Annotated in this window: 24 protein-coding genes; 10 read left to right on the top strand and 14 right to left on the bottom strand. The window is 65.8% G+C overall.

From position 1 onward, the window contains the following. Nucleotides 1-39 precede the first annotated feature (39 nt). From pheT to pyk, 8 genes are all read right to left on the bottom strand, one after another. Nucleotides 40-2,448, bottom strand: a complete 2,409-nt coding sequence (pheT, locus tag H7F16_RS12460) for a phenylalanine--tRNA ligase subunit beta (RefSeq protein ID WP_185797925.1) — start codon at nt 2,446-2,448, stop codon at nt 40-42. 10 nt (nt 2,449-2,458) lie between these two features. Beyond that, nucleotides 2,459-3,541 carry a phenylalanine--tRNA ligase subunit alpha gene (gene pheS, locus H7F16_RS12465; protein WP_185797926.1) on the bottom strand — a complete coding sequence of 361 codons (1,083 nt, stop codon included), beginning with the start codon at nt 3,539-3,541 and terminating at the stop codon, nt 2,459-2,461. 65 nt (nt 3,542-3,606) lie between these two features. After that, nucleotides 3,607-4,293 carry an SGNH/GDSL hydrolase family protein gene (locus tag H7F16_RS12470; RefSeq protein WP_185797927.1) on the bottom strand — a complete coding sequence of 229 codons (687 nt, stop codon included), beginning with the start codon at nt 4,291-4,293 and terminating at the stop codon, nt 3,607-3,609. A 31-nt stretch (nt 4,294-4,324) separates the two neighbouring features. After that, nucleotides 4,325-5,290, bottom strand: a complete 966-nt coding sequence (locus tag H7F16_RS12475; RefSeq protein ID WP_185797928.1) for a radical SAM/SPASM domain-containing protein — start codon at nt 5,288-5,290, stop codon at nt 4,325-4,327. A 142-nt stretch (nt 5,291-5,432) separates the two neighbouring features. After that, on the bottom strand, nt 5,433-5,795 hold the full coding sequence (gene rplT, locus H7F16_RS12480) for a 50S ribosomal protein L20 (protein WP_185797929.1): 363 nt from the start codon (nt 5,793-5,795) through the stop codon (nt 5,433-5,435). Nucleotides 5,796-5,807: 12 nt separating this feature from the next. Further along, nucleotides 5,808-6,008: a 50S ribosomal protein L35 gene (gene rpmI, locus H7F16_RS12485; protein WP_108437267.1), complete on the bottom strand. Its 201-nt coding sequence runs from the start codon at nt 6,006-6,008 to the stop codon at nt 5,808-5,810. Nucleotides 6,009-6,120: 112 nt separating this feature from the next. Next, nucleotides 6,121-6,351 carry a hypothetical protein gene (locus tag H7F16_RS12490; protein WP_185797930.1) on the bottom strand — a complete coding sequence of 77 codons (231 nt, stop codon included), beginning with the start codon at nt 6,349-6,351 and terminating at the stop codon, nt 6,121-6,123. An 85-nt stretch (nt 6,352-6,436) separates the two neighbouring features. Further along, nucleotides 6,437-7,882 carry a pyruvate kinase gene (gene pyk / locus H7F16_RS12495; RefSeq protein WP_185797931.1) on the bottom strand — a complete coding sequence of 482 codons (1,446 nt, stop codon included), beginning with the start codon at nt 7,880-7,882 and terminating at the stop codon, nt 6,437-6,439. Between the two features lie 144 nt (nt 7,883-8,026). On the opposite strand from pyk, the gene H7F16_RS12500 reads away from it, so the two are divergent. From H7F16_RS12500 to H7F16_RS12510, 3 genes are all read left to right on the top strand, one after another. Further along, nucleotides 8,027-8,764 carry an N-formylglutamate amidohydrolase gene (locus tag H7F16_RS12500; RefSeq protein WP_185797932.1) on the top strand — a complete coding sequence of 246 codons (738 nt, stop codon included), beginning with the start codon at nt 8,027-8,029 and terminating at the stop codon, nt 8,762-8,764. A gap of 60 nt (nt 8,765-8,824) precedes the next feature. After that, the gene (locus tag H7F16_RS12505) at nt 8,825-9,148 is read left to right on the top strand and encodes a DUF1244 domain-containing protein (RefSeq protein ID WP_185797933.1); all 324 of its coding nucleotides are present in this window, start codon (nt 8,825-8,827) and stop codon (nt 9,146-9,148) included. Between the two features lie 150 nt (nt 9,149-9,298). Then, nucleotides 9,299-10,510 carry a calcium-binding protein gene (locus H7F16_RS12510; protein WP_185797934.1) on the top strand — a complete coding sequence of 404 codons (1,212 nt, stop codon included), beginning with the start codon at nt 9,299-9,301 and terminating at the stop codon, nt 10,508-10,510. Between the two features lie 15 nt (nt 10,511-10,525). Here H7F16_RS12510 and H7F16_RS12515 read toward each other — a convergent pair whose 3' ends face one another. Next, on the bottom strand, nt 10,526-11,386 hold the full coding sequence (locus H7F16_RS12515; protein WP_185797935.1) for a D-amino-acid transaminase: 861 nt from the start codon (nt 11,384-11,386) through the stop codon (nt 10,526-10,528). 5 nt (nt 11,387-11,391) lie between these two features. Next, entirely contained in the window at nt 11,392-12,354 is a 963-nt protein-coding gene (gene dgcA, locus H7F16_RS12520) for an N-acetyl-D-Glu racemase DgcA (protein WP_185797936.1), read from the bottom strand. A 155-nt stretch (nt 12,355-12,509) separates the two neighbouring features. On the opposite strand from dgcA, the gene H7F16_RS12525 reads away from it, so the two are divergent. Both H7F16_RS12525 and H7F16_RS12530 read left to right on the top strand, forming a co-directional pair. Continuing rightward, complete coding sequence (locus H7F16_RS12525) at nt 12,510-13,466, top strand: L-malyl-CoA/beta-methylmalyl-CoA lyase (protein WP_185797937.1); 957 nt, start codon at nt 12,510-12,512, stop codon at nt 13,464-13,466. Between the two features lie 259 nt (nt 13,467-13,725). After that, complete coding sequence (locus H7F16_RS12530) at nt 13,726-14,685, top strand: acetyl-CoA carboxylase carboxyltransferase subunit alpha (RefSeq protein ID WP_185797938.1); 960 nt, start codon at nt 13,726-13,728, stop codon at nt 14,683-14,685. A gap of 2 nt (nt 14,686-14,687) precedes the next feature. Here the strand turns inward: H7F16_RS12530 and H7F16_RS12535 are convergent, their stop codons facing one another. From H7F16_RS12535 to H7F16_RS12550, 4 genes are all read right to left on the bottom strand, one after another. Continuing rightward, nucleotides 14,688-15,401 carry a Crp/Fnr family transcriptional regulator gene (locus tag H7F16_RS12535; RefSeq protein ID WP_185797939.1) on the bottom strand — a complete coding sequence of 238 codons (714 nt, stop codon included), beginning with the start codon at nt 15,399-15,401 and terminating at the stop codon, nt 14,688-14,690. Between the two features lie 66 nt (nt 15,402-15,467). Then, nucleotides 15,468-16,262, bottom strand: coding sequence for a peroxide stress protein YaaA (yaaA, locus tag H7F16_RS12540; RefSeq protein ID WP_185797940.1), 795 nt, complete (start codon nt 16,260-16,262; stop codon nt 15,468-15,470). A gap of 38 nt (nt 16,263-16,300) precedes the next feature. After that, nucleotides 16,301-18,343, bottom strand: coding sequence for a DNA helicase RecQ (gene recQ, locus H7F16_RS12545; protein ID WP_185797941.1), 2,043 nt, complete (start codon nt 18,341-18,343; stop codon nt 16,301-16,303). A gap of 62 nt (nt 18,344-18,405) precedes the next feature. Further along, a complete protein-coding gene (locus H7F16_RS12550; RefSeq protein ID WP_185797942.1) occupies nt 18,406-18,693 on the bottom strand; it encodes a YggT family protein in 288 nt (95 codons plus the stop codon). 130 nt (nt 18,694-18,823) lie between these two features. Here H7F16_RS12550 and H7F16_RS12555 point away from each other — a divergent pair, with 130 nt between their 5' ends. The 5 genes from H7F16_RS12555 to H7F16_RS12575 all read left to right on the top strand — a co-directional run bounded on the left by H7F16_RS12555 (nt 18,824) and on the right by H7F16_RS12575 (nt 23,244). Then, the gene (locus H7F16_RS12555) at nt 18,824-19,354 is read left to right on the top strand and encodes an acyl-CoA thioesterase (protein ID WP_185797943.1); all 531 of its coding nucleotides are present in this window, start codon (nt 18,824-18,826) and stop codon (nt 19,352-19,354) included. Between the two features lie 59 nt (nt 19,355-19,413). After that, nucleotides 19,414-20,778, top strand: a complete 1,365-nt coding sequence (locus tag H7F16_RS12560) for an MFS transporter (RefSeq protein ID WP_185797944.1) — start codon at nt 19,414-19,416, stop codon at nt 20,776-20,778. Next, nucleotides 20,775-21,659, top strand: a complete 885-nt coding sequence (gene mepA / locus H7F16_RS12565; protein ID WP_185797945.1) for a penicillin-insensitive murein endopeptidase — start codon at nt 20,775-20,777, stop codon at nt 21,657-21,659. Before H7F16_RS12560 ends, mepA begins: the two co-directional genes overlap by 4 nt. Next, complete coding sequence (locus H7F16_RS12570) at nt 21,632-22,528, top strand: esterase-like activity of phytase family protein (RefSeq protein WP_185797946.1); 897 nt, start codon at nt 21,632-21,634, stop codon at nt 22,526-22,528. Before mepA ends, H7F16_RS12570 begins: the two co-directional genes overlap by 28 nt. Nucleotides 22,529-22,617: 89 nt before the next feature. After that, on the top strand, nt 22,618-23,244 hold the full coding sequence (locus tag H7F16_RS12575; protein WP_185797947.1) for a queuosine precursor transporter: 627 nt from the start codon (nt 22,618-22,620) through the stop codon (nt 23,242-23,244). Nucleotides 23,245-23,369: the final 125 nt, after the last annotated feature.

A 23,369-nucleotide genomic window follows, 5' to 3' on the forward strand; every position in this document is an offset into this window, starting at 1 on the left:
TTTTCCTGCCCTTTGTGTTCGGTGCCTGACTGCGCCGCCTTAGCCGCGCAGGGTGCCGCCTGTGGCTTTTGTGACCTTGTCGATGATCTTGGCCGAGACGGCTTCGATATCGGCATCGGTCAGGGTTTTGTCGACGGGTTGCAGGCGCACGGTGAGGGCGATGGATTTCTTGCCCGCGCCCATCTGCGCCTCGGCCTTGTCGCCGGTGAACTGGTCGAACAGGCGGACGCTTTCGATCAGGGTCTTGTCGGCGCCGGTTGCGGCGTTGATGGCGGTCAGCGCCTCGACCCGCGTGTCGACGACAAAGGCGAAATCGCGTTCGACCGCTTGCAGGTCGCTGATGGCGAGCGCGGGGCGGGTAGGCGTTTTCACCTTGGGCAGGGGCACGTTGGCGGGCAGGATGGTGAAGGCCACGGCCGGGCCTTTGACGCCCATCGCGGCGAGGATGCGGGGATGCACCTCGCCGAAGGTGGCCATCGCGTTGGGGCCAAGGGCGATGCAGCCCGAGCGGCCGGGGTGCCACCATGCGGCGACCTTGCGGGTGACCTGCACGCGGGAGGGCGCGCCGAGTGCGGCAAGGATGGCTTCGGCGTCAGCCTTGGCATCGAAGACATCGACGGGGCGGCGGCTGCCATAGGGGTCGCGCGGGGCGGTCTGGCCGACCAGCAGGCCCGTGGCTTGCAGGTGTTGTTCGCCCGGTTCGCCGCCGTGGAAGGCGGGGCCGATCTCGCACAGGGCAAGGTCTGCAAAGCCGCGTGCCTGATTGCGGGCGGCGGCGCGCAGAAGGCCGGGCAGCAGGTCGGGGCGGAGGTGGGTCATTTCCGACGAGATCGGGTTGTCGACCCGCACCGCATCTGCACCGCCGCCGAAGAGGGTGGCGGCCTCGGCGTCGATGAAGCTGTAGGTAACGCATTCGTTGTAGCCCAAGGCCGCAAGGGTGCGGCGGGCGCTGCGTTCGCGGATTTGCGCGGGCGTCAGGATCGGGCGCGGCACGCCTGCGGTGGCGCGGGTCAGGGGCTTGCCCTGAAGTTTGGTGAGCGAGGCGATGCGGGCGACCTCTTCCACCAGATCGGCCTCGCCCAGCACATCGGGGCGCCACGAGGGCGCGGTTGCCATGTCGCCGTCCAGCGTGAAGCCCAAGGCTTCGAGCGTGCGGCGCTGTTCGGCTTCGGGGATGTCCATGCCGACGAGGGAGATGACGCGGGCGGGGTTCAGCCGGTAGGCGCGGGCGGTATCGGGCACCGCGCCGTCAAGGGCGAGGTCCGAGGCCTCGCCGCCGCAGAGGTCGAGGATCATCTGCGTTGCAAGGTCGAGGCCCGGCAGGGTGAAGGCCGGGTCCACGCCGCGTTCGAAGCGGTAGCGGGCGTCGGAGTTGATCTTGAGCGCGCGGCCCGTGGCGGCCACGGTGATCGGGTCCCAATAGGCGGATTCGAGGAAGACATCGGTTGTCGCCTCGGTGCAGCCGGACACCTCGCCCCCCATGATGCCCGCCAGCGATTCCGGCTGGGCAGCGTCGGAGATGAGCATCATGCCCGCTTGCAGGCTGTAGGTCTTGCCGTCGAGCGCCAGAAGCTGTTCGCCGCCCTGTGCGGGATGGATGCGCAAGCCGCCGTGGACGCGTGCGGCATCGAACACATGGAGCGGGCGGTTCAGGGCGAAGGTGAAGAAGTTGGTGATATCGACCAGCGCCGAGATCGGGCGCAGGCCGATGGCGGTCAGCCGGTCGGCGAGCCACGCGGGCGAGGGGCCGTTCTTGACGCCACGGATCAGGCGGCCTGCAAAGAGGGGGCAGCCCTTGGCTTTCAGCGCGGGGTCGATGGTCACGGTGATCGGGCAGGGGAAGCCGCCCTTGATCGCCGGAATGTCGAGCGGTTTCAGCTTGCCCAAGCCGCGCGCCGCAAGGTCGCGGGCGATGCCGCGCACGCCAAGCGCGTCGGGGCGGTTGGGGGTGATCTTGATATGGATCATCGGGTCGACGACCGAGGGGCGGTTGATTGCCAGCCAGTCGGTGAATTTCTGGCCCACCTCGCCCGAGGCAAGCTCGATGATGCCGTTGTGTTCGTCCGAGAGTTCCAGCTCGCGTTCGGAACACATCATGCCGTGCGATTCCACGCCGCGGATCTTGCCCACGCCAAGGGTGACGTCGATGCCCGGCACATAGTCGCCCGGTTTGGCAAGGACCACGGTGATGCCCGCCCGCGCGTTGGGCGCGCCGCAGACGATCTGCTTTTCACCCTCGTCCGTCAGGACGCGGCAGACGCGCAGCTTGTCGGCGTCGGGGTGCTGTTCGGCGTGCAACACCTTGGCCAATGTGAAATGGCCAAGGCGGGCGGCGCGGTTCGACACCTCTTCCACCTCGAGACCGAGGTCGGTCAGGGCGTAGAGGATATCATCGAGCGAGGCTTCGGTTTCGAGATGGTCTTTAAGCCAGGAGAGGGTGAATTTCATTGCGGCTTCCTCAGCGGCTCAGGCCAGCGGGCAGGGTGGGAAGGTCGAGGGCTGCAAAGCCGTAGTGGCGCAGCCAGCGCAGGTCGGATTCGAAAAAGGCGCGCAGGTCGGGGATGCCGTATTTCAGCATCGCCAGACGGTCGATCCCCATGCCGAAGGCGAAGCCCTGCCATTCGTCGGGGTTCACGCCTGCCGCTTTCAGCACCTTGGGGTGGACCATGCCGGAGCCGAGGATTTCCATCCAGCGGTCGCCTGTTCCGATCTTGAGTTGCCCCCCCTCCCACGAGCAGCGGATATCCACTTCGGCCGAGGGTTCGGTGAAGGGGAAGTGGCTGGCGCGGAAGCGGAGTTCGACGGAAGGCACCTCGAAGAAGGCGCGGCAGAATTCTTCCAGCACCCATTTCAGGTTGGCCATCGAAATGTCGCGGTCGATGCAAAGACCTTCGACCTGATGGAACATCGGGGTGTGGGTCTGGTCCATGTCCATCCGGTAGACGCGGCCGGGGGCGATGACGCGGATGGGCGCGCCCTGTTCGGTCATGGCGCGGATCTGCACGGGGCTGGTGTGGGTGCGCAGAACATGCGGCGGGCGGTCGTCGCCCGCGGCGCGGTTCATGAAGAAGGTGTCATGTTCCTGCCGCGCGGGGTGTTCGGGCGGGATGTTCAGCGCGTCGAAGTTATACCAGTCGGATTCGACCTGCGGCCCCTCGGCCACGGCAAAGCCCATGTCGGCGAAGATGGCGGTAAGTTCCTCCATCACCTGTGACACGGGGTGGATCGTGCCCGTGCGGCGCGGGCGGGCGGGAAGCGTGACGTCGAGCCATTCGGATTTCAGGCGGGCGTCGAGTGCGGCATCGGCAAGGCCGGATTTGCGGGCGCGCAGGGCGGCGTCGATTTCGTCGCGCAGGGCGTTCAGCAGGGCGCCGGCGGCCTTGCGGGCGTCAGGCTCCATCTTGCCCAAGCCGGACATGAGGGCGGAAATCTCGCCCTTTTTGCCAAGCGCCGCGACGCGCACGTCTTCAAGCGCGGTTTCGTCCGCTGCCGTGGCGATGGCCGCAAGATACTTGGCCTTGAGCGTGTCGAGCCCGTCCATGAATGCCTCCGTTGGGTGCGGCACGGTGCTAGCCTTGGAAGGGGCGCGATGCAAGGGGAAGGGCGTCAGCGGGACTGCATCACCTTGGCAAGGCGGGCCGCGATGGCGGCGCTGCCCTTGGCCGAGGGGTGGATCAGGTCGAACTGGAACATCGAGGCGTCGCCGCGTGGCACGATGTCGGACATGGGGGCGAAGAAGATGCCCTTCGGGTCGGTCGCGGCAAGGCGGGTGAGGCGGCGGTCAAGCTCGTCCCCGTAGGGGCGGCAGGCGCGGACGGGGGTGTAGAGGCCGGGGTTGCGCAGGTAGCCGGAATAGACGACGCGCGCGCCGTCGCGGCGCAGCTGGCGGACCAGATCGGGAATTGCGCCCGTGGTGCCATCGGCCGAGATCAGGCGGTCGACCATGCGGTTGCAGGCCGCGCAGCCGCAGCCGAACAACAGGTCGTTGCCGCCGCCGTTGAGGACCACCCAGTCCCAGTCGCCCTTGCGATATTGCGCGGTCAGGCGCAGGCCCGCCGCGCCGCTGACCGGCAGGTAGTAGAAGTAGCGCGCGCCGATGACCGAGCGGTCGATCACCTCGGCCCCGAGGCGGCGCTCGATCTCGTTCCCGACGGAGTGGCCGAGGCCGCGGTTGGCGGCCATCATGGAGTCGCCCATCAGCAGGATGCGGGCGTCCTTGTTCTGGTCGGTGACCATTTCGCCGCAGGAAAGCAGCGAGAGCAGGGCAAGCAGGGCAAGGGCGGCGCGCAGCATGGGCAGGCCCTTTCGGGGCGGGTGGGCGAGGTCAGGGCGTGGCCTGTTGTTCGAGCGGTGCCACATGGCGAAGGTAGGCGCTTTGCAATTGCAAGCGCCAGTCTTTTTGCGACAGGACAACCGGCGCGGAACATGTGGCGCAGGGGCCGGATTTGGCGCGGTCATGGATAAGGCCGCGCCGCCATGCGGCGGCTTTCGCGCCGAAGAAGATGTCGAAGATGCTGTCGGCGCGGTCGAGGTTGCCGACGACATGCTTGGCATGTTCGGGGCGGTCGCTGCGGATGTGGCAACAGGGCACGACATTGCCGGTATAGCCCATGTGGAAGTGCTGGAAAACGAAGTTGCACGGATCGGTGCGCGGGTTTTCGGGCGAGAGGTCGGGCAGCAGGCCGCCACGGTCATTGCCGTGCCTTGCGAAGTTGATGGCGCGGGTTTCCATTTCCAGCCTTGGCGTGTCGAAGCGGGCAATGATGCTGTCGTTGGGGCGGATATGCTTGAAGCGGGCCTGAAGGCCGGTGCGGTGCGAGATTTCCGCGATGCGGTTCAGCACGTAGAGGTCGGAGTAGCTGTCGCCCTGTTTCAGGTGGATCGACACGTGCATGTAGTCGAGCCCTGCCGCCGCCAGATCGTCGATATAGGCGGGGGTCAGGTAATCGCCGTTCGTGTAGATCATGATCCGCGCTTTCGGCATGGCGGCGCGGGCCTCGGCGATGCGGTCGAGGATCGCGCGGTCGTAGAGCGGTTCGTTATAGCTGTTCAGCACGAAATAGCGGGCGTAGCCGATCGCGGCCAGATCGCGCAGCAGCTTTTCCCAGATGGCCGGTTTCATGCGGACATTGGGGCCGAGACGGTCGCCCACCACATTGGGGCAATAGTCGCAGCGGCGGTTGCAGTAGGAATGGGTTTCCACCTCGATCCGGTTGACGGTCTGGAGGAAAAGCGCGCGCTGACGGGCGGGGTCGGTCAGCGGGGAATACATCTCTCGTCCGATATACATGGAAAACACTCGTCAACTACGATGCCCGCGGCGCGGGCCTACGGGGCGGTTACCTGACCGAGCATAGCGGCAAAAGCATGGCTGCCAAAGCAAAAGGCCCCGCCTTGCGGCAGGGCCTTCCGGAAAAGCGGCGATCAGAAGATCAGGCCAGAGCGGCCTTGGCCTGGGCGGCGATGGCGTTGAACGCCTCGGGCTCGTGCACGGCCAGATCGGCCAGAACCTTGCGGTCCACTTCGATGCCGGCTTTGGCCAGACCGTTGATGAAGCGCGAGTAGGTCATTTCGAGGTCGAACAGACGGACGGCGGCGTTGATACGCTGGATCCACAGGGCGCGGAAGTTGCGCTTGCGGACCTTGCGGTCGCGGGTCGCGTACTGCTGGGCCTTGTCGACGGCCTGCGTGGCCGTGCGGAAGTTCGTGCTGCGGGCGGCATAGTAGCCCTTGGCCTTCTTGATCACCTTGCGGTGACGGGCGTGCGTTACGACGCCGGATTTAACGCGGGACATAGTGCTGGCTCCTTACCGGTCGTAGGGCATGTATTTTTTGACGATCTTCGCATCGGACGGGTTCAGGATCATGGTCCCGGACGCGTCGCGGATGAATTTCGTCGTACGCTTGATCATGCCGTGGCGTTTGCCGGCGACGCCGGCTTTCACACGACCGGAAGCCGTGAAGCTGAAACGCTTCTTGGCCGCCGACTTGGTCTTCATCTTGGGCATTTCCATCTCCGTGGTTGCAGGCGCGACTCGGCATGCCACGTTGGCCGGCCGCGCGGGTATAGCAAGGCGTGCCGTATAGGCGGGGTCGGGAAGCGGTGCAAGGGAAAAACGGCTAGAAGACGTAGCGGCCCAGCACGGTGAAGAACACGTCGGGAAGCTGGCCGAAGCGGTAGCCCTGCGGGTGAACGATCAGCGCCAGAGCGACGAGCATCAGGCCCACGGCACAGATGGCGCCGCCCCATACCGGAAGGCGGGCGTCTATCCATGCGGCGACGATGGAGAGCAGCGAAAGCAAGACCAGACCAATGCCGACGATCAGCGCGAGGTCCGGATCGACGGTCATGCCGCCCACCCGCCAGTGGCGCTGCCGGACCTGCCCTGCGGGGCGGTGCGGCGCTGCGCGTGTTGCGGATGGGCGGGCATGGGGTTCATTCCGGCGCTTTGTAGACCAGACGCTCGTCGCAGGGGGCGACGCGCAGGATGTTGGTGGTGCCCTGCACGTTGAAGGGAACGCCGGCGGTCAGCACGATCTGGTCGGTTTCGGTGGCGAAACCATAGGTACGCGCCGCGCGGACGGCCGAGATGACGGCCCCCTTGAAGCGGTCCTGTTCCTCGGTCACGACGCAATGCGCGCCCCAGGTCAGGCACATGCGGCGGGCGGTTTCGACCAGCGGGGTCAGCGCGATGATCGGAACGCGGGGGCGTTCGCGGGCCACGAGGCTGACGGTGGTGCCCGATTGCGAGAAGCAGCAGATCGCCTTGATGTCGGTAGCTTCCGAGATTTCGCGCGCTGCGGCGACAATGGCATCGGCCACGGTCGCGCGGTTCACGGTGCGGCTGGCCTCGATCACCTGGCGGTAGGTGCTGTCGCTTTCGACGCTGATCGCCACGTTGTTCATCGTGGTGACGGCTTCGATCGGATAGCGGCCGGCGGCCGATTCGGCCGAGAGCATGATCGCATCGGCGCCTTCGTAGATGGCGGTGGCGACGTCCGACACCTCGGCCCGCGTGGGCATGGGCGATTCGATCATCGACTCGAGCATCTGGGTTGCGACGATCACCGGCTTGGCGGCGGCGCGTGCGCCACGGACCAGACGCTTCTGGATCGGCGGGACCGAGTAGACCGGCAGTTCGACGCCAAGGTCGCCGCGTGCCACCATGATGCCGTCCGAAACGGCAAGGATGGCGTCATAGGCTTTGACGGCGGCGGGCTTTTCGATCTTGGACAGGACGGCGGCGCGGCCCTTGGCGAGTTCGCGCGCCTCGATCACATCCTCGGGGCGCTGCACGAAGGAGAGGGCCAGCCAGTCGACGCCGAGTTCGCAGGCGAATTCGAGGTCTTTGCGGTCCTTGTCGGACAGGGCGGCGAGGGGAAGCACCACATCGGGGACGTTCACGCCCTTGCGGTTGGAAATCGTGCCGCCGACGGTCACGGTGCAATTGGCGAAATCCTTGCCGCAGGTGTCGACCCGCAGGCGGATCTTGCCGTCGTTCACCAGCAGCGACGAGCCGGGTTCGAGGGCGGCGAAAATCTCGGGGTGGGGGAGCTGGACGCGGTTGATGTCGCCGGGGGCTGCATCGAGGTCCATGCGGAAGGCGGCGCCTTCGACCAGTTCCTCGCCCGCCGGATTGGCAAAGGCGCCAACGCGGAGTTTCGGACCCTGAAGGTCGGCCAGAATGGCGATGGGGCGGCCGGTATCGGCTTCGACCTGCCGGATGATGGTGTGGCGGGCGCGGATGTCGTCATGCGTGCCATGCGACATGTTCAGGCGGAACACATCGGCCCCCGCCTCGAACAAGGCGCGGATCATCTTGTAGTCGTTCGAGGCCGGGCCCAGTGTGGCCACGATCTTTACGTTCCGAAGGCGTCTCATATGCCTCGATCCTTAATTGTTTTCGTCAGTCGTGGGTGGTGGGCCGCGCGTCTTATGGCCCAAACCGCCCCCTTGGGCAACTGGCGCTTGGGCCTTCTTCAGAATAAATGATGAATTCGGAGTTACTGTCGGAGCCGGTTTGCCTTGAGTGCCTATAACATCATCGGCGGGGAAAGGGGCGGGCGCTGGCTGGTGACCTGCGATCACGCCTCGAACCATGTGCCCGACTGGGTGGGCGGCGGGTCGCTTGGCATAAGCCCCGAGGATATGGCGCGCCATATCGCATGGGATGTGGGGGCGGCGGGCTTGGCGATAGCCCTTGCGGCGGCGCTGGACGGGCCGTGCCTCCTGTCGAATTTCTCGCGACTCGTGATCGATCCGAACCGGGGCGAGGATGATCCGACCCTTGTGATGAAGCTGTATGACGGCACGATCATTCCGGCGAACCGCCACGCCGGAGAGGCCGAGGTGACCGAGCGGCTGGAGCGGTTGCACCGCCCCTATCACGATGCGCTGGCCGGATTGGCGGGGCGGCGGCCCGATACGGTGATTGTGGCGGTCCATTCCTTTACGCCCTGTCTGAAGGGCCGCAGCCCCCGCCCGTGGCATGTGGGGGTGCTGCATTCGCATCTGGACGAGCGGCTGAGCCGCGCGCTGATCGACCGTTTGCGCGCCGAGCCTGACCTGTGCGTGGGCGACAACGAACCCTATTCCGGCCACTTGCCCGGCGATGCCATCGACCGCCACGCCTTGCGTCAGGGCCGGTTGAACACGTTGATCGAGCTGCGCAACGACCTGATCGCGGATGCGGCGGCGCAACAGGCATGGGCGGCGCGTCTGGCCGCGTTGCTGGCGCAAAGTCTGGCCGACCTGCGGCTTTAGTGCCCCGTGACAAGCCCCGCGCGACAGGCCATCCTTGGGGCCAGTCCGAAGGAGCCTGCCATGACCGAGATCGACGATGCCACGATGCAAGCGCTTGAGGCTGCCGCGTTCCGGCGGTTGCGCGACCATCTGCAACAGCGGACGGATGTGCAGAACATCGACCTGATGAACATGGCCGGTTTCTGCCGCAACTGCCTGTCGCGCTGGATGCACGAGGCGGCGGCAGAGCGCGGCGTGGCGCTGGACAAGGACGCGGCCAAGACGCTGGTCTACGGCATGCCCTATGACGCGTGGAAAGCGCGGAATCAGGCCGAGGCGACCGAGGGGCAGAAGGCCGCCTTTGCCGAGGCGATCAAGGCGCATGACCTGCCCGAACGGGGCTGACGTTTCCGTTCCGGGGCCAATGGCGGAAAAACGCTGCGACTGTTTCGGGTTCCGGCGGGCCGATTTCACGGATTGGGGCGAAAACTTGACTCGCCGCCGCGCGTCGTTTCACGATGGGGCCTGTGTTTGTAACGAGTGGGCGGTCGCGTCATGGAACTGTTGCTGGTTTTGCTTGGACTTCCGCTGGCTTTTGCCGCCAATTCGATGCTCGACGGATCGAGCCATGACGACAGCCCGCACAGCGACAGCGCCAAGGACGATTCGTCTGCCGACGATGCGTCTTCCGATGCCGTCGTGGCCGACAGCCCAGACACCGCGACAACGCTGGCCGCGGTGACGAAACCTGCCGCCGGGCGGGACGATTCCCTTCTTGGCACCGACGCGAACGAACGGCTTTTCGGCTATCGCGGCGATGACACGCTGGACGGCGGGCTTGGCAGCGACACCCTGCTTGGCGCGTCGGGCAATGACAGCATTCTGGGCAATGGCGGCGCGGACCGGATTTTCGGCGGGCTGGGCAATGACGAGATCGATGGCGGCACATCGGCCGACCAGATCGCGGGCGGGGGCGGCAACGACATTCTGCGCGGCGGGTTGGGCAATGACACGGTGACCGGCGGCGCGGGCAAGGACAGCGTCTATGGCGGCGACGGTGACGATCTGGTCACGGTGTTCGCCGATTCGGGCCGCGATACCATCGTGCTTGGCACCGGAAACGACGAATTGCGCGGCGGCACGGCGCTGCTGGAGCAGGATGTGCGCGGCGGTGACGGTGACGATACGATCACCTCGGGCGCGGGCAACGACACCTTGCTGGGCGATGTCGGCAACGACCTGATCCGTGGCGGGGCGGGCAATGACTCGGTCGAGGGTGGTTCGGGCAACGACGACCTGCGCGGCGGGCTTGGCGAGGATGCGCTTTACGGCGGGGTCGGAAACGACACGCTGGACGGGCTGCTTGGCGGGCGCGATTCGCTGTTCGGCGGGGCCGACAACGACCAGATCAGCGCGGGCTTTACCGATGTGGTCACGGGGGGTGTGGGCGATGACACGCTGCTTGCGGGCTATGACGTGGCCGACCTGCCGGCCAACATGTCCGGCGCGGTGACGATGACCGATTTCACCCCCGCCGACGACAAGGTCGTTCTGGCGCTGGACGGCACGAAAAGCGGCGATTCCTTTACCCTGACCGTGCGTCAGGTCGATGGCGGGCTTGAGGGGCTGCTGTCGGGTGACCCCGCATCGCTCGGGTCGCCCGTGTTCCTGTTGCAGGGGGTGAAGCTGGCGGACGTGACCCTTACCGATTTCGAGGTCAGGGGTGCGACGGGGGTGACGGTCGACGTGAAGCTTGGCACGGCCTGACCGCCACCCTGCCGGTCAGAGCGCGGCCTTGCGCATTTCGTCGAGGTAAATCTCGCGCAGGCGCGTGGCGACGGGGCCGGGTTTGCCGGTGCCGATCGCTGCCCCGTCGATTTCGACGACAGGCATGACGAAGATTGACGCTGCGGTCGAGAAGGCTTCGTCGGCGGCCTGTGCCTCGGCAATCGTGAAGGGGCGTTCCTCGACCTCGAACTGGGCTTCGGCGGCGAAGCGCAGGACCGAGGCGCGGGTGATGCCATGCAGGATGTCGCTGGTCAGTTGCCGCGTGATGATCTTGTTGCCCTTGACGATATAGGCGTTGTTCGAGGTGCCTTCGGTCACGGCCCCGTCTTCGACGAACCATGAATCGTCGACGCCGGCTTTCTTGGCCATCATCTTGCCCATCGACGGATAGAGCAGCTGGACGGTCTTGATGTCACGGCGGCCCCAGCGGATGTCGGGGATCGAGATGACCTTGAAGCCGGTTTTCGCGGCGGGCGCGTCGGCAAGGTTGGGGATGTTCTGGGTAAAGGCGATCAGCGTGGGTTTCACGCTGGCATCGGGAAAGACGAAGCTGCGGTCGCCCGGATTGCCGCGGGTGACTTGCAGGTAGATCATGCCTTCGTCGATGGCGTTCTTTTCGATCAGCGCGCGGTGCATGGCGAGCAGGTCGTCATCGCTGCACGGTGCCGCGATGCCCAACTCGCCAAGCGAGCGGTGCAGGCGCTTCAGGTGGCCGTCGAAGTCGATCAGCTTGCCGCCGAGGACCGAGGTCACCTCGTAGACGCCATCGGCCATCAGGAAGCCGCGGTCGAAGATCGAGACCTTGGCTTCCGCTTCGGGAAGGTAATCTCCGTTTACATAGACAGTGCGGCTCATGGCTCTTACCCCCAAAGATCGCGCGGTGGCGCGTGGATGCCTGCGGCATCGTAAAACATCGGATGCGGGCGGTCTTCGGCCAGAAGCAGCGGCGCGTCAAGGTCCACATGCGCGGCCCCGCCCGTCAGCAGCATGGCCGGGGCCATCGCAAGCGACGAGCCGACCATGCAACCCACCATGATGCCGAAGCCCTGCGCGCGGGCGGCCTGATGCAGGGCCAATGCCTCGGTCAGGCCGCCGGCCTTGTCGAGCTTGATGTTGACCATGTCGTATTTGCCGCGCAGGGCGGCAAGCGAGGCGCTGTCGTGGCAGCTTTCGTCGGCGCAGACGGGCAGGGGGCGGGCGATTTCGGCCAGCATGTCATCGGACCCTGCGGGAAGGGGCTGTTCGACCAGCGCCACGCCGAGGCGGACAAGATGGGGGGCGAGGTCGGCGTAGATTTCGGCAGTCCAGCCTTCGTTCGCGTCGATGAGGATGGTCGCATCCGGCGCGCCTTGGCGCACGGCTTCGAGGCGGGGCATGTCGTCGGGGGTGCCGAGCTTGATCTTGAGGACCGGGCGGTGCGCATGTGTGCGGGCGGCCGCGCGCATGGCGTCGGGCGTGTCGAGCGACAGGGTGTAGGCCGTCGGCACGGGGCGCGGGGCGGGGTGGCCGAGCAGCTCCCACACGCGCCGGCCTGCGGTTTTGGCGGCGTGGTCCCAAAGCGCGCAATCGACGGCATTGCGGGCCGCGCCTGCGGGCAGGGCGGTCTGGAGCGCGTCGCGTGTGATGTCGGGCGGCAGGGTGGCAATCTGCGCGGCCACGCTGTCCACGGTTTCCCCGTAGCGGGCATAGGGGACGCATTCGCCCCGTCCGGTCACACCGTCGCGGGTGACTGTGGCGGTGATCACACGCGCCTCGGTCTTTGAGCCGCGCGAGATGGTGAAGACCTGCGCAAGGCGGAAACTGTCGATGCTGGTGGAAATCACGGGCGGTCCCTTTGCTTCGCATCACGGTCTGACGGGGCGCGATATCTGTCAAGCGCAGCGGGAATGCTGCGACTGCGAAAAGCGGCTTGCGCGGCTATGCGCAAGATTATAGCCGTTGGGCTGGCCCACCTTGAAATTTACTTGCGAGACGAAACATGAGCTTCCGCCTGCAACCCCCCGCCCCCGCCCGCCCGAACCGTTGCCAGTTGTTCGGCCCCGGTTCGCGCCCCGCGCTGTTCGAGAAGATGGCGGCGAGTGCTGCGGATGTGATCAACATCGACCTCGAGGATTCGGTGGCGCCCAGTGACAAGGAAAGCGCGCGGGCCAATGTGATCGCGGCGATTTCGGGCGTGGACTGGGGGCGCAAGACGCTTTCGGTGCGGATCAACGGGCTGGATACGCCGTGGTGGTACCGCGATGTGGTCGATCTTCTGGAACAGGCGGGCGACCGGCTTGACATGATCATGATCCCCAAGGTGGGCTGCGCCGAGGATCTTTACGCCGTCGATGCGCTGGTGACGGCGGTGGAACGCGCCAAGGGGCGCAAGAAACCCATCGCATTCGAGGTCATCATCGAATCGGCCGCCGGTATTTCGCATGTCGAGGCGATTGCCGCCGCCACGCCGCGCCTTCAGGCGATGAGCCTTGGCGCGGCGGATTTCGCGGCGAGCATGGGGATGCAGACCACGGGCATCGGCGGGACGCAGGAGAACTATTACATGCTGCGCGAGGGCGCCCGGCATTGGTCCGACCCCTGGCACTGGGCACAGGCGGCCATCGTCGCGGCCTGCCGGACGCATGGCATCTTGCCGGTGGACGGGCCTTTCGGCGATTTCTCGGACGACGAGGGGTTCCGCGCGCAGGCGCGCCGGTCGGCCACGCTGGGCATGGTCGGGAAATGGGCGATCCACCCCAAGCAGGTCGCTCTTGCGAACGAGGTCTTCACCCCTTCGGACGCCGCCGTTGCCGAAGCGCGCGAAATCCTTGCCGCGATGGAGGCCGCCAAGGCGCGGGGCGAGGGGGCGACCGTCTACAAGGGCCGTCTGGTCGATATCGCCAGCATCAAACAGGCCGAGGTTATCGTGAAACAGTCGGAATTGATCGCCGGATGACGCTTTTGTGCATGAATCGTTGACAGGCTGCCTTGGCTGCGGGCAGTGTTCGGCCAGCACGGGCTGAAAAACAGGCTTTGTGCAAAGAACACCCGCGCTGCGACCAAGGGGAGAGGAGGCCCCTCGCAGCAAGTCGGGAGGACGCACGCCCCGTGGGACACCGCGGGGCGTTGCTGTTTGCGGCGGCGGCAGCCGCCGGTCGGTTGCAATTGGGGTCGGGTATCGGCATATAACCCCGACGTCCTTTGTGGAGTGTGCCATGAACTATCTGGAATTCGAAAAGCCGCTGGCCGAGATCGAGGGCAAGGCGGAAGAACTGCGGGCTATGGCGCGGTCGGGTTCCAATATGGACGTGAGCAAAGAGGCCGAGGCGCTGGACCGCAAGGCCGAGGCGCTGCTCAAGGATCTGTACAAGGATCTGACGCCGTGGCGGAAATGTCAGGTGGCGCGCCACCCGGACCGACCGCATTGCAAGGATTACATCGACGCGCTGTTCACCGAATTCACCGCGCTTGCGGGGGACCGGAACTTTGCCGACGATCACGCCGTCATGGGCGGGCTTGCACGGTTCAACGACCAACCGGTCGTGGTGATCGGGCATGAAAAGGGCAATGACACCAAAAGCCGGATCGAGCGCAATTTCGGCATGGCGCGGCCCGAGGGCTATCGCAAGGCGATCCGCCTGATGGAGATGGCCGACCGTTTCCGCCTGCCGGTGATCACGCTGGTCGACACGCCCGGCGCCTATCCGGGCAAGGGCGCGGAAGAGCGGGGGCAGGCCGAAGCGATTGCGCGGTCGACGCAGAAGTGCCTTGAAATCGGGGTGCCGCTGATTTCCGTGGTGATCGGCGAGGGCGGGTCGGGCGGGGCTGTCGCCTTTGCCACGGCGAACCGTGTGGCGATGCTGGAGCATTCGGTCTATTCGGTGATCAGCCCCGAAGGCTGCGCGTCGATCTTGTGGAAAGATGCCGAGAAGATGCGCGAAGCGGCGGAAGCGTTGCGCCTGACGGCGCAGGACCTGCAAAAGCTGGGCGTGATCGACCGGATCATCAAGGAACCGCTGGGCGGCGCACAACGCGGGCCAAAGGAAACCATCGAGGCCGTGGGCAAGGGCATCGAGACCATGCTCAAGGAGCTGTCCGGCAAGCGCCCCGATGCGCTGATCAAGGACCGTCGGCAGAAGTTCATCGACATGGGGTCGAAGGGGCTGGCGGCCTGACCTCAGCCGAGGTCGTCGTATTCCGCCACGAGGTCGAGCAGCGCCGGCGTATTGCACACCAGCGCGTCGCCATCGCGGCGCAGGGCGCCGGTTGCCATGATGTCTTGCAGGGCGCGGTTCACCTTGGGCCGCGTTGCGCCCACGATCGAGGCAAGCTCGCTTTGGCTGAAGCCGAGTTTCAGCGTGGCCTGATCGGGCAGGTTTTCGCCATGCACCTGACGCAGCGTGTAAAGCACGAAACGCACGAGGCGGGCGGGCATTTCGTAAAGGGCTATGGATTCCATCTGGGCGTTGGTGTCGCGCAGAAGGCCGCAGAGGTAGCGGGCGAAGGCCAGCGGAATGGCGGGGTTCTCGCCGGCGATCCGGTGGAAGCGGTCACTGTGCAGCACGAGTGCGGTGACCTGTCCGACCGCCGTCGCATCGGCCGAACGGGGGCGACCGTCGAGAAGGGCCATTTCGCCCAGAATCTCCCCCGGCCCCAGATGGCGCAGCACCAGTTCCTTGCCTTGCGGCGTGCCGAGCGACAGGCGCACGCGGCCATCGACCAGCGCAAGAAGGTGGGTTTCCGTGTCACCCCGTTGAAAGATGGTGCCGCCCGAAGGCCATGTCCGGCGGGTGACCGCTGCCGCGAGTTGGCTGACGCTTGCAGGGTCGAGGCCGGAAAAGACGGCAAAACCAAGCAGTTCGCTTGCAATATCGCCCTTTGTCACCGCCATTCGGACGCCCCCCTGCACAGGCGCGCAGCTTAGGGGGAAACGCGGCTCGCGGCAAGTTTTCGGCGATCAGGCGGCGGCCTCGGCCTCGGCGAGACGCAGGAATACGGGGGTTTCGGGGGTCGAGCGGTCGGGATCGTAGGCGTAACCGCCCGTGGTGAAACCAAGGATGTCGGCCGGGTCGGTCAGGCGGTTCTCTGCAATGAAGCGGGCCATTGCCCCGCGGGCTTTCTTGGCGAAGAACGAGACGATCCTGGCTTCGCCCGCCTTCACCTCGAGGAAGGTCGGGGTGATGACGGCGGGTTTCAGCGCCTTGCGGTTGACGGCGTGGAAATATTCCTGCGAGGCGCAGTTGATAAGCGTGGCCGTTCCGGCGGCTTCGGCGGCGTCGTTCAGGGCGCGCGAAATCTTGTTGCCCCAGAAGGCGTAGAGGTCCGCCCCTTTGGGATTGGCGAGTTTCGAGCCCATTTCAAGGCGATAGGGCTGGATCAGGTCGAGCGGGCGCAAAAGGCCGTAAAGACCCGAGAGGATGCGGAGATGGCCCTGCGCCCAGCGCAGCGCGTCGGGGTCGAGGGTTTTGGCCTCGAGTCCCGCATAGGTGTCGCCGTCGAAGCAGAAGGCGGCGGGCTTCAGCGTGGCGGGGTCGGGTTTGGATTTGAAGCTGGCGAAACGGTCATGGTTCAGCTTGGCCAAGGGTTCGGAAATATCCATCAGCGCGCGCAGGTCGGCCACCGAAAGCTCGCGCGCGATGCGGGCGAGTTTCGCGGCCTCGGGCCGGAAATCGGGGGTGGTCGGCTCTAGCCCCGCGGGCAGGGCGCGGGGTGTTTCGTCAAGGCGTTTGGCGGGAGAGATGACGGTGAGCATATCGGTCCTTTGGGTCGCTGTCTGCGATCTAGGGCGCGTCAGGCATCGCGCAAGACGCCGAGGAAGGCTTGCCCGAAGCGTTCGGTCTTTTGTGCGCCCATGCCGGAGATCCGGTCGAGTTCCGGCAGGGTGGAGGGGCGGGTTTCCGCGATCTGGCGCAGGGTGGAATGGGTGACGGACAGGTATTTTCCGGTCCCGTCCTCGCCCCGCGAGAGGCGGAGTTGCTCTTCGGCCAGCCGGTCGTAGACCTGCCCCGCGTCGCGGCCTGCAAGGCGCATGCGCTGGGGGTGAAGCACTTCGACCGCGCCGTTGATGACGGCAAGGAAGGCCGCGCCGTAGCTTTCCAGCTTTTTCGCGCCGACCCCCGTGATCTGCGCGAACTGGTCAAGGTTGGCGGGGCGCTTTTCGGCCATTTCGGCAAGGGTGCGGTCGGGGAAGATGACATAGGCGGGGACGTTGGCCTGTTCGGCCAAGGCGCGGCGCTTGGCCTTGAGCGCCGAGAGCAGGGGCGCGTCCTCGTCCGAGACAAGGGTTTTGACGGCGACGCGCGGCTGGGCCGAGGTGATCGTGTCGCGGCGGAGGGTGATGTTCTCCTCGCCGCGCAGGATGGGGCGGGCGGCATCGGTCATCCGCAACGCGCCGTGGCGGTCGGGGTCGGGGCGGACAAGATCGCGGCCCATCATCTGGCGGAACACGGCGCCCCATGCGGGTTTCGTCAGGTCGCGGCCCACGGCATAGGTGGGAAGCTGGTCGTGGCCGCGTTCCTTGACCTTGGGCGTGGGGGTGCCGGTCAGGATGTCGATCAGATGCCCCGCGCCGAACCATTCGCCGGTGCGCAGGATGGCCGACAGCGCCTTGCGCACGGCATCGGTGGCGTCGAACAGGTCGGCGGGGCGGTCGCAGAGATCGCAGTTGCCGCAGGGTTCGGCGGCTTCGCCGAAGTAGCCGAGCAGGACCTGACGGCGGCAGGCGGTGGCTTCGGCAAGGCCGAGGAGGGCGTTCAGGCGGGCGTGATCGGCGGCCTTGCGGTCGGGCGGGGCGATGCCTTCGTCGATCTGGCTGCGGCGCAGGCGGATGTCGTCGGGGCCGTAAAGCGTGAGCGTTTCGGCGGGCGCGCCATCGCGGCCCGCGCGGCCGATTTCCTGATAGTAGCCTTCGATGGATTTCGGCAGGTCGGCATGGGCGACCCAGCGGATATCGGGTTTGTCGATGCCCATCCCGAAGGCGATGGTGGCGACGACGATCAGCCCGTCTTCGCGCTGGAAGCGGATTTCGACGCTGCGGCGGTCTTCCGGGTCCATGCCGCCGTGGTAGTGGCAGGCGGAATGGCCCGCCTCGCGCAGGGCTGTTGCCAGTGTTTCGGTCTTGGCGCGGGTGGCGCAGTAGACGATGCCCGATTGCCCTTTGCGCGCGGCGGCAAAGCGCAGGATCTGCGTGCGGGGCGTGTCCTTGACGGCAAAGGCAAGGTGGATGTTGGGCCGGTCGAAGCCGCGCAGGAAGGTTTCGGGGGGCTGGCCGTCGAACAGGCGGGTGACGATTTCGGCGCGCGTCTCTTCATCCGCGGTGGCGGTGAAGGCGGCGAGGGGGACGCCCAATGCGCGCCGCAGCTCGCCAATGCGCAGGTAATCGGGGCGGAAGTCGTGGCCCCATTGGCTGACGCAATGCGCCTCGTCCACGGCGATGAGGGTGGTGTTGATGCGGCGCAGCAGCGGCAGGGCGCCCGCCGAGGCAAGGCGCTCGGGGGCCATGTAGAGAAGCTTCAGGCGGCCGTCGTCGAGGGCCTGAAAGACGCTTTCGGTTTCCTCGTCGGTGTTGCCGGATGTCAGCGCGCCCGCCTCGACCCCCGCTTCGCGCAAGGACCGGACCTGATCGCGCATCAGCGCGATGAGCGGGGAAATGACGACGGTGACCCCGTCGCGGCACAGGGCGGGAAGCTGGAAGCACAGCGACTTGCCCCCGCCCGTGGGCATGATGGCCAGCGTGTTCTTGCCCTGAAGCACGGCGTCGACGATTTCGGCCTGACCGGGGCGGAAGCCCGGAAAGCCGAAGATCGACGACAGAAGGGCGCTTGGGTCTTGCATGGGCCGGAATCGCTGTGGCGCGGGTCAGGCTGGCCCGCGCCTGGTTAAGGGAGCGTCAAGGATCAGTAGAAGCTGGCGATGTTGTTGATGATGACGATGCGCGCGGCATAGATGGCGAGCAGCGCCAAAAGCGGCGCGAGGTCGAGCCCGCCCATGTTGGGCAGGATGCGGCGCAGGCGCGAATAGACCGGATCGAGCAGGTTGCACAGCCCGTACCAGATTTGCGCCACGATGGGTTGGCGCAGGTTCAGGACCTGAAAGTTGATCAGCCAGCTCATGATGATATGGGCAAGGATGATCCATTGCGCGATGTTCAGGATCAGAAGCAGGATTTGCAGTATCGAGGTCATTTTGCGGCCTGTCCACACAAGGGGTTGTGGCGAGAGGTAATCGCTGGGGCGTCAAAGGGCAACGGTTATCGCATGCTCTCTTGACGCGGGGGGGCGGGTTCGGCCACGCAGCGGGCAAGGAGGACTGCCGATGTATCCCTTCATCCGCATGGCGAAAGAGCTGCTGCTTGCGCGCCGTTTGCCCGATTTGCCGCTGTCGGGCGTGCATGTCAGCCGCCATATCTGCTGGCCGTGGGATCTGGACCCGTGGGTCGAGCTGAACAACGGGCGGACGCTGACGCTATATGACCTCGGGCGTGTGCCCTTGGGGCGGCGGGTCGGGTTTCATCGGGCGCTGGCGGCGCAGGGGTGGGGCATGGCGGTGGCGGGCAACACCACGCGTTACCGGCGGCGGGTGCGCGCCTTTGACCGCATCACCATGCACAGCCGCTGCATCGGCTGGGATGCGCGCTTTTTCTACATCGAACAGTCGATGTGGCTGGGCGGGGAATGTGCAAGCCATATGGTCGTGCGCTCGGCCGTGACATCGACGGCGGGGATCGTGCCTCCGGCCCGCATGCTTGCGGCGATGGGGCAGGCGGCCGACAGCCCCCCGCTGCCCGATTGGGTAGAGCGGTGGATTGCCGCCGAGGCGGCAAGACCCTGGCCTCCGGCACGGTAGGGCGCTTGCGCGGGGGCGGCTTTCGGGGTTGAATCGCGTTCAACCAAAAGGGGCAGAACATGGCGAGTGCCGACAGGAAGCGCATCTGGGGCTGGTGGTTTTTCGACTGGGCAAGCCAGCCTTACAACACGCTGCTTCTGACATTCATCTTCGGCCCCTATTTCGCCGAGATCGCGCGCGGATATTACATGGCCGAGGGGCTGGATGCCGATGCGGCGGCGGCGGCGGCGCAAAGCTACTGGGGCACGGCGCTGGCCATCGCCTCGGTGCTGATTGCGATACTGGCGCCGTTCCTTGGCGCGATTGCCGATGGCACGGGGCGGCGGCTTGTCTGGGTCTGGGTCTTTTCGGCCTTTTATGTCGTGGGCAGTTACGCGCTTTGGTACGTGGCGCCGGGGGGCGAGAACCTGCTGTTCGCGGCGGCCTTCTTCGGCCTTGGCTTCATCGGGATGGAGTTCGCCACGATCTTCACGAACGCCCTGATGCCAAGTCTGGGCGACCACGAGGATCTGGGCGCGGTCAGCGGGTCGGGGTTCGCCTTTGGCTATCTGGGCGGGCTGATCGCGCTGCTGCTGATGCTGGCGCTGTTCTCCGAGAACTCGGCCACGGGCAAGACGCTGATCGGGATCGATCCGCTGTTCGGGCTGGACCCTGAATCGCGCGAGGGAACGCGGGCGGTCGGGCCTTTCACGGCGATCTGGTATGTGGTGTTCATGATCCCGTTCTTTCTGTGGGTGAAAGAGCCCAAGGTCGAGCGGCGGCCGCTGAACCTCGGGCTTGCCTTTGCATCGCTTAAGGACCTCGTCTCGGGGTTGCGCTACCGGCGCAGCCTGTCGGCCTATCTGCTGTCGTCGCTGTTCTACCGTGACGCGCTGAACGCGCTTTACGGTTTCGGCGGGGTCTATGCCTCGGGTGTGCTGGGGTGGGAGATCACCCAGATCGGGGCTTTCGGCGTGATGGGGGCGGTGACGGCGACGCTGGCAAGCTGGATCGGCGGCAAGGCGGACAGGCGCTTCGGGCCGAAGCCGGTGATCGCCTTTTGCATCCTGGTGCTGATGCTGGTGTGTACGATCATCGTCGGCATGACGCGCGAGCAGATCTGGGGCGTGCCGCTCGATCCGGCATCGGGGGCGTCGGACGACATCTTCTTCCTGTGCGGGGCGCTGATCGGTGCGGCGGGCGGGGCGTTGCAGGCCGCAAGCCGGACGCTGATGGTGCGGCACACCACGCCCGAACAGGCGACCGAGGCTTTCGGGCTGTTCGCGCTGTCGGGCAAGGTGGCAAGTTTCATGTCGCCGGCGCTGATCGCGCTGGTCACGGCGATCAGCGGGTCGCAGCGGATCGGGATTTCGCCGCTGATCGGGATGTTCGCCATCGGGCTGGGGTTGCTGATGCTGGTGCGTGCGCGGGGTGAGATGGAATGAGGCGGATCGGAGTTCTTTGCGCGGTGCTGGCGCTGCTTGCCGCGCCTGCCCTTGCCGAAACCAAAGCCAACAAGCTGTTCGGTGCCGCCGAGGCCCCGTCGCTGCAAGACCCGATGCCGATCGGTTCATATGCCAAGGGATGCGGGGCGGGCATGGTCGAATTGCCCGAGAGCGGGCCAAGTTGGCAGGCGATGCGCCTGTCACGCAACCGGCATTACGGGCAACCCGACCTTGTGGATTTCATCGAGGAGCTGAGCCGCTTCGCGCAAGACCGGCTTGGCTGGGCGGGGTTGTATATCGGTGACATGAGCCAGCCGCGCGGCGGGCCGATGACCAGCGGTCATGCCAGCCACCAGATCGGGCTGGACGCCGATATCTGGATGCTGCCGCCCCGGCGGCTTGATCTGACGCGGGCCGAGCGGGAAGAGATTTCCTCGGTTCCGGTGCGGTCGGCCGATCAAAAGTCGGTGACGAAATACTGGACCCCCGCCCATGCCGCGCTGCTTCAGGCGGCGGCATCCGACCCGCGGGTGGACCGGATTTTCGTGGCCGCAGCGGTCAAGATCGAGATGTGCAAGACCGCGAAGCGGGCCGATACCAAGTGGTTGCAGAAGATCAGGCCGATCTACGGGCATGACACGCATTTCCATGTGCGGCTGAAATGCCCCAAGGGCGCGCGGCTGTGCGAGACGCAGACGCCAAGCGTGTCCGAGCTTTCCAAGGGCGGCAACGGCTGCGATGACACCTTGATGTATTGGGTTTCCGATGCCTATCTGCATCCGAAACCTCAGAAAGGACCGGTTCCGGTCGTGCGTGGTCCACGGGACTACACGATGGCCGACCTGCCGCGCCAATGCAGAAAAGTGCTATCTTCGCCCTGATCGGGGGCTTTGCCTTGATCGGGGGGCTGCAAGGCAGCGCAAGCCCTCCGTTTCCGGCGGGGCATCTGCAAAGCTTTCGCTGGCAGATGGAGGACGAGAATTTCGGCGGGATTTCGGGGATCGAGCTTTGGCCGGACGGGCAGCGGTTTCTGGCGATTTCCGACAAGGGCATGTTCCTGCAAGGCCGGATCGAACGCGCGGCGGACGGGTCGGTCACGGGGGTAAGTGCGGGGCCGATGCAGCCCCTGCTGGCGCGTGGCGACGGGGTGCTTGCCGAAGGGCGCAGGGATTCCGAAGGGTTGGCGGTGGGGCCGGACGGGCGGGTTTTCGTGTCTTTCGAGGGCGCGGCGCGGGTGCTGGAATACGACCGGATCGACGGGTCGGCGGTGAACCTGCCGTCGCATCCCGATTTCGCGGCGATGCAAAGCAATTCGTCGCTGGAAAGTCTGGCGGTCGATGCGGAGGGCACGCTTTACACCCTGCCAGAACGGTCGGGCGCGCTGGAGCGGCCCTTTCCGGTCTATCGCTACCGCAACGGCAGATGGGACCAGCCCTTCGATCTGCCGCGACGGGGCAGCTTTCTGGCGGTGGATGCCGACATCGGCCCTGACGGGCGGCTTTATCTGCTGGAGCGGGATTTTCAGGGCCTTGCCGGTTTCGCCAGCCGCGTGCGCAGTTTCGCGCTGGGCGATGCGGGGCTGGGCGACGAGCGTGTCGAGATGGAAAGTGCCACGGGGCAGCATGACAACCTTGAAGGGTTGGCCGTCTGGCGCGATGCGGCGGGGGCAATCCGGCTGACGATGGTGTCGGACGACAATTTCAGCTTTTTCCAGACGACCGAGATCGTGGAATACCGACTGCCACGTTGACAGGCGCGCCCTGCGGGCGTAGTCCCCCGCCGTTCCCCCGATGGGCGGGGGCAAGTCTCCGCGACCTTGTAAAAAACGGAAAAAACGAAATGACCCGCATCCAGACTTATGGCGTCGTCGCCATGGCCATCGTCGTCGTGGCCTCGAACATCCTTGTGCAGCACCCCATCGGGCAATGGCTGACATGGGGGGCCTTTACCTATCCGCTGTCCTTCCTCGTCTCGGATATCGTCAACCGGCTGTCGGGCGCCAAGGCGGCGCGGCAGGTGGTTTACGCGGGTTTCGTGGTGGGGCTTTTGTGTTCGGTCGTCGGCACGCAGATCATGGGCGAGTTCGGGCCATTGGTGACGCTGCGCGTGGCGGTCGGTTCGGCGGCGGCGTTCCTGATCGGGCAGCTGCTCGACATCGGCGTTTTCAACCGGCTGCGCCAGTCGGTCGCGTGGTGGAAAGCGCCCTTCGTCTCGACGCTGTTCGGATCGACCATCGACACGGCGATCTTTTTCACCATCGCCTTTTCCGCCGCGCTGGTCTGGATCGAACCGGGCAATGACGTGTCTTGGGCGACCGGGCAGATGCCGCTTCTGGGCTTTGGTCCGATGGTGTCTTTCTGGGTTTCTCTGGCGGTCGCGGATTGGCTGGTGAAGGTTGCCGTCGATGTCATCGCATTGGTGCCGTTCCGCCTGGCCGTTTACCGCTTTGCCGCACGGGTAGCGTAATTTCTTTTGACAAACACAAAATCTGTGTCACCTTTTCGATATCGGCAACCCATTGAAAGGAGGTGATCCAGTGTCTAGAGCTACATTGGAGATAGGTGTCAGGACAGTCGGGGGGCGTGTTTTCT

The organism is Paragemmobacter straminiformis, from assembly GCF_014243445.1.
GTDB lineage: Bacteria > Pseudomonadota > Alphaproteobacteria > Rhodobacterales > Rhodobacteraceae > Paragemmobacter > Paragemmobacter straminiformis.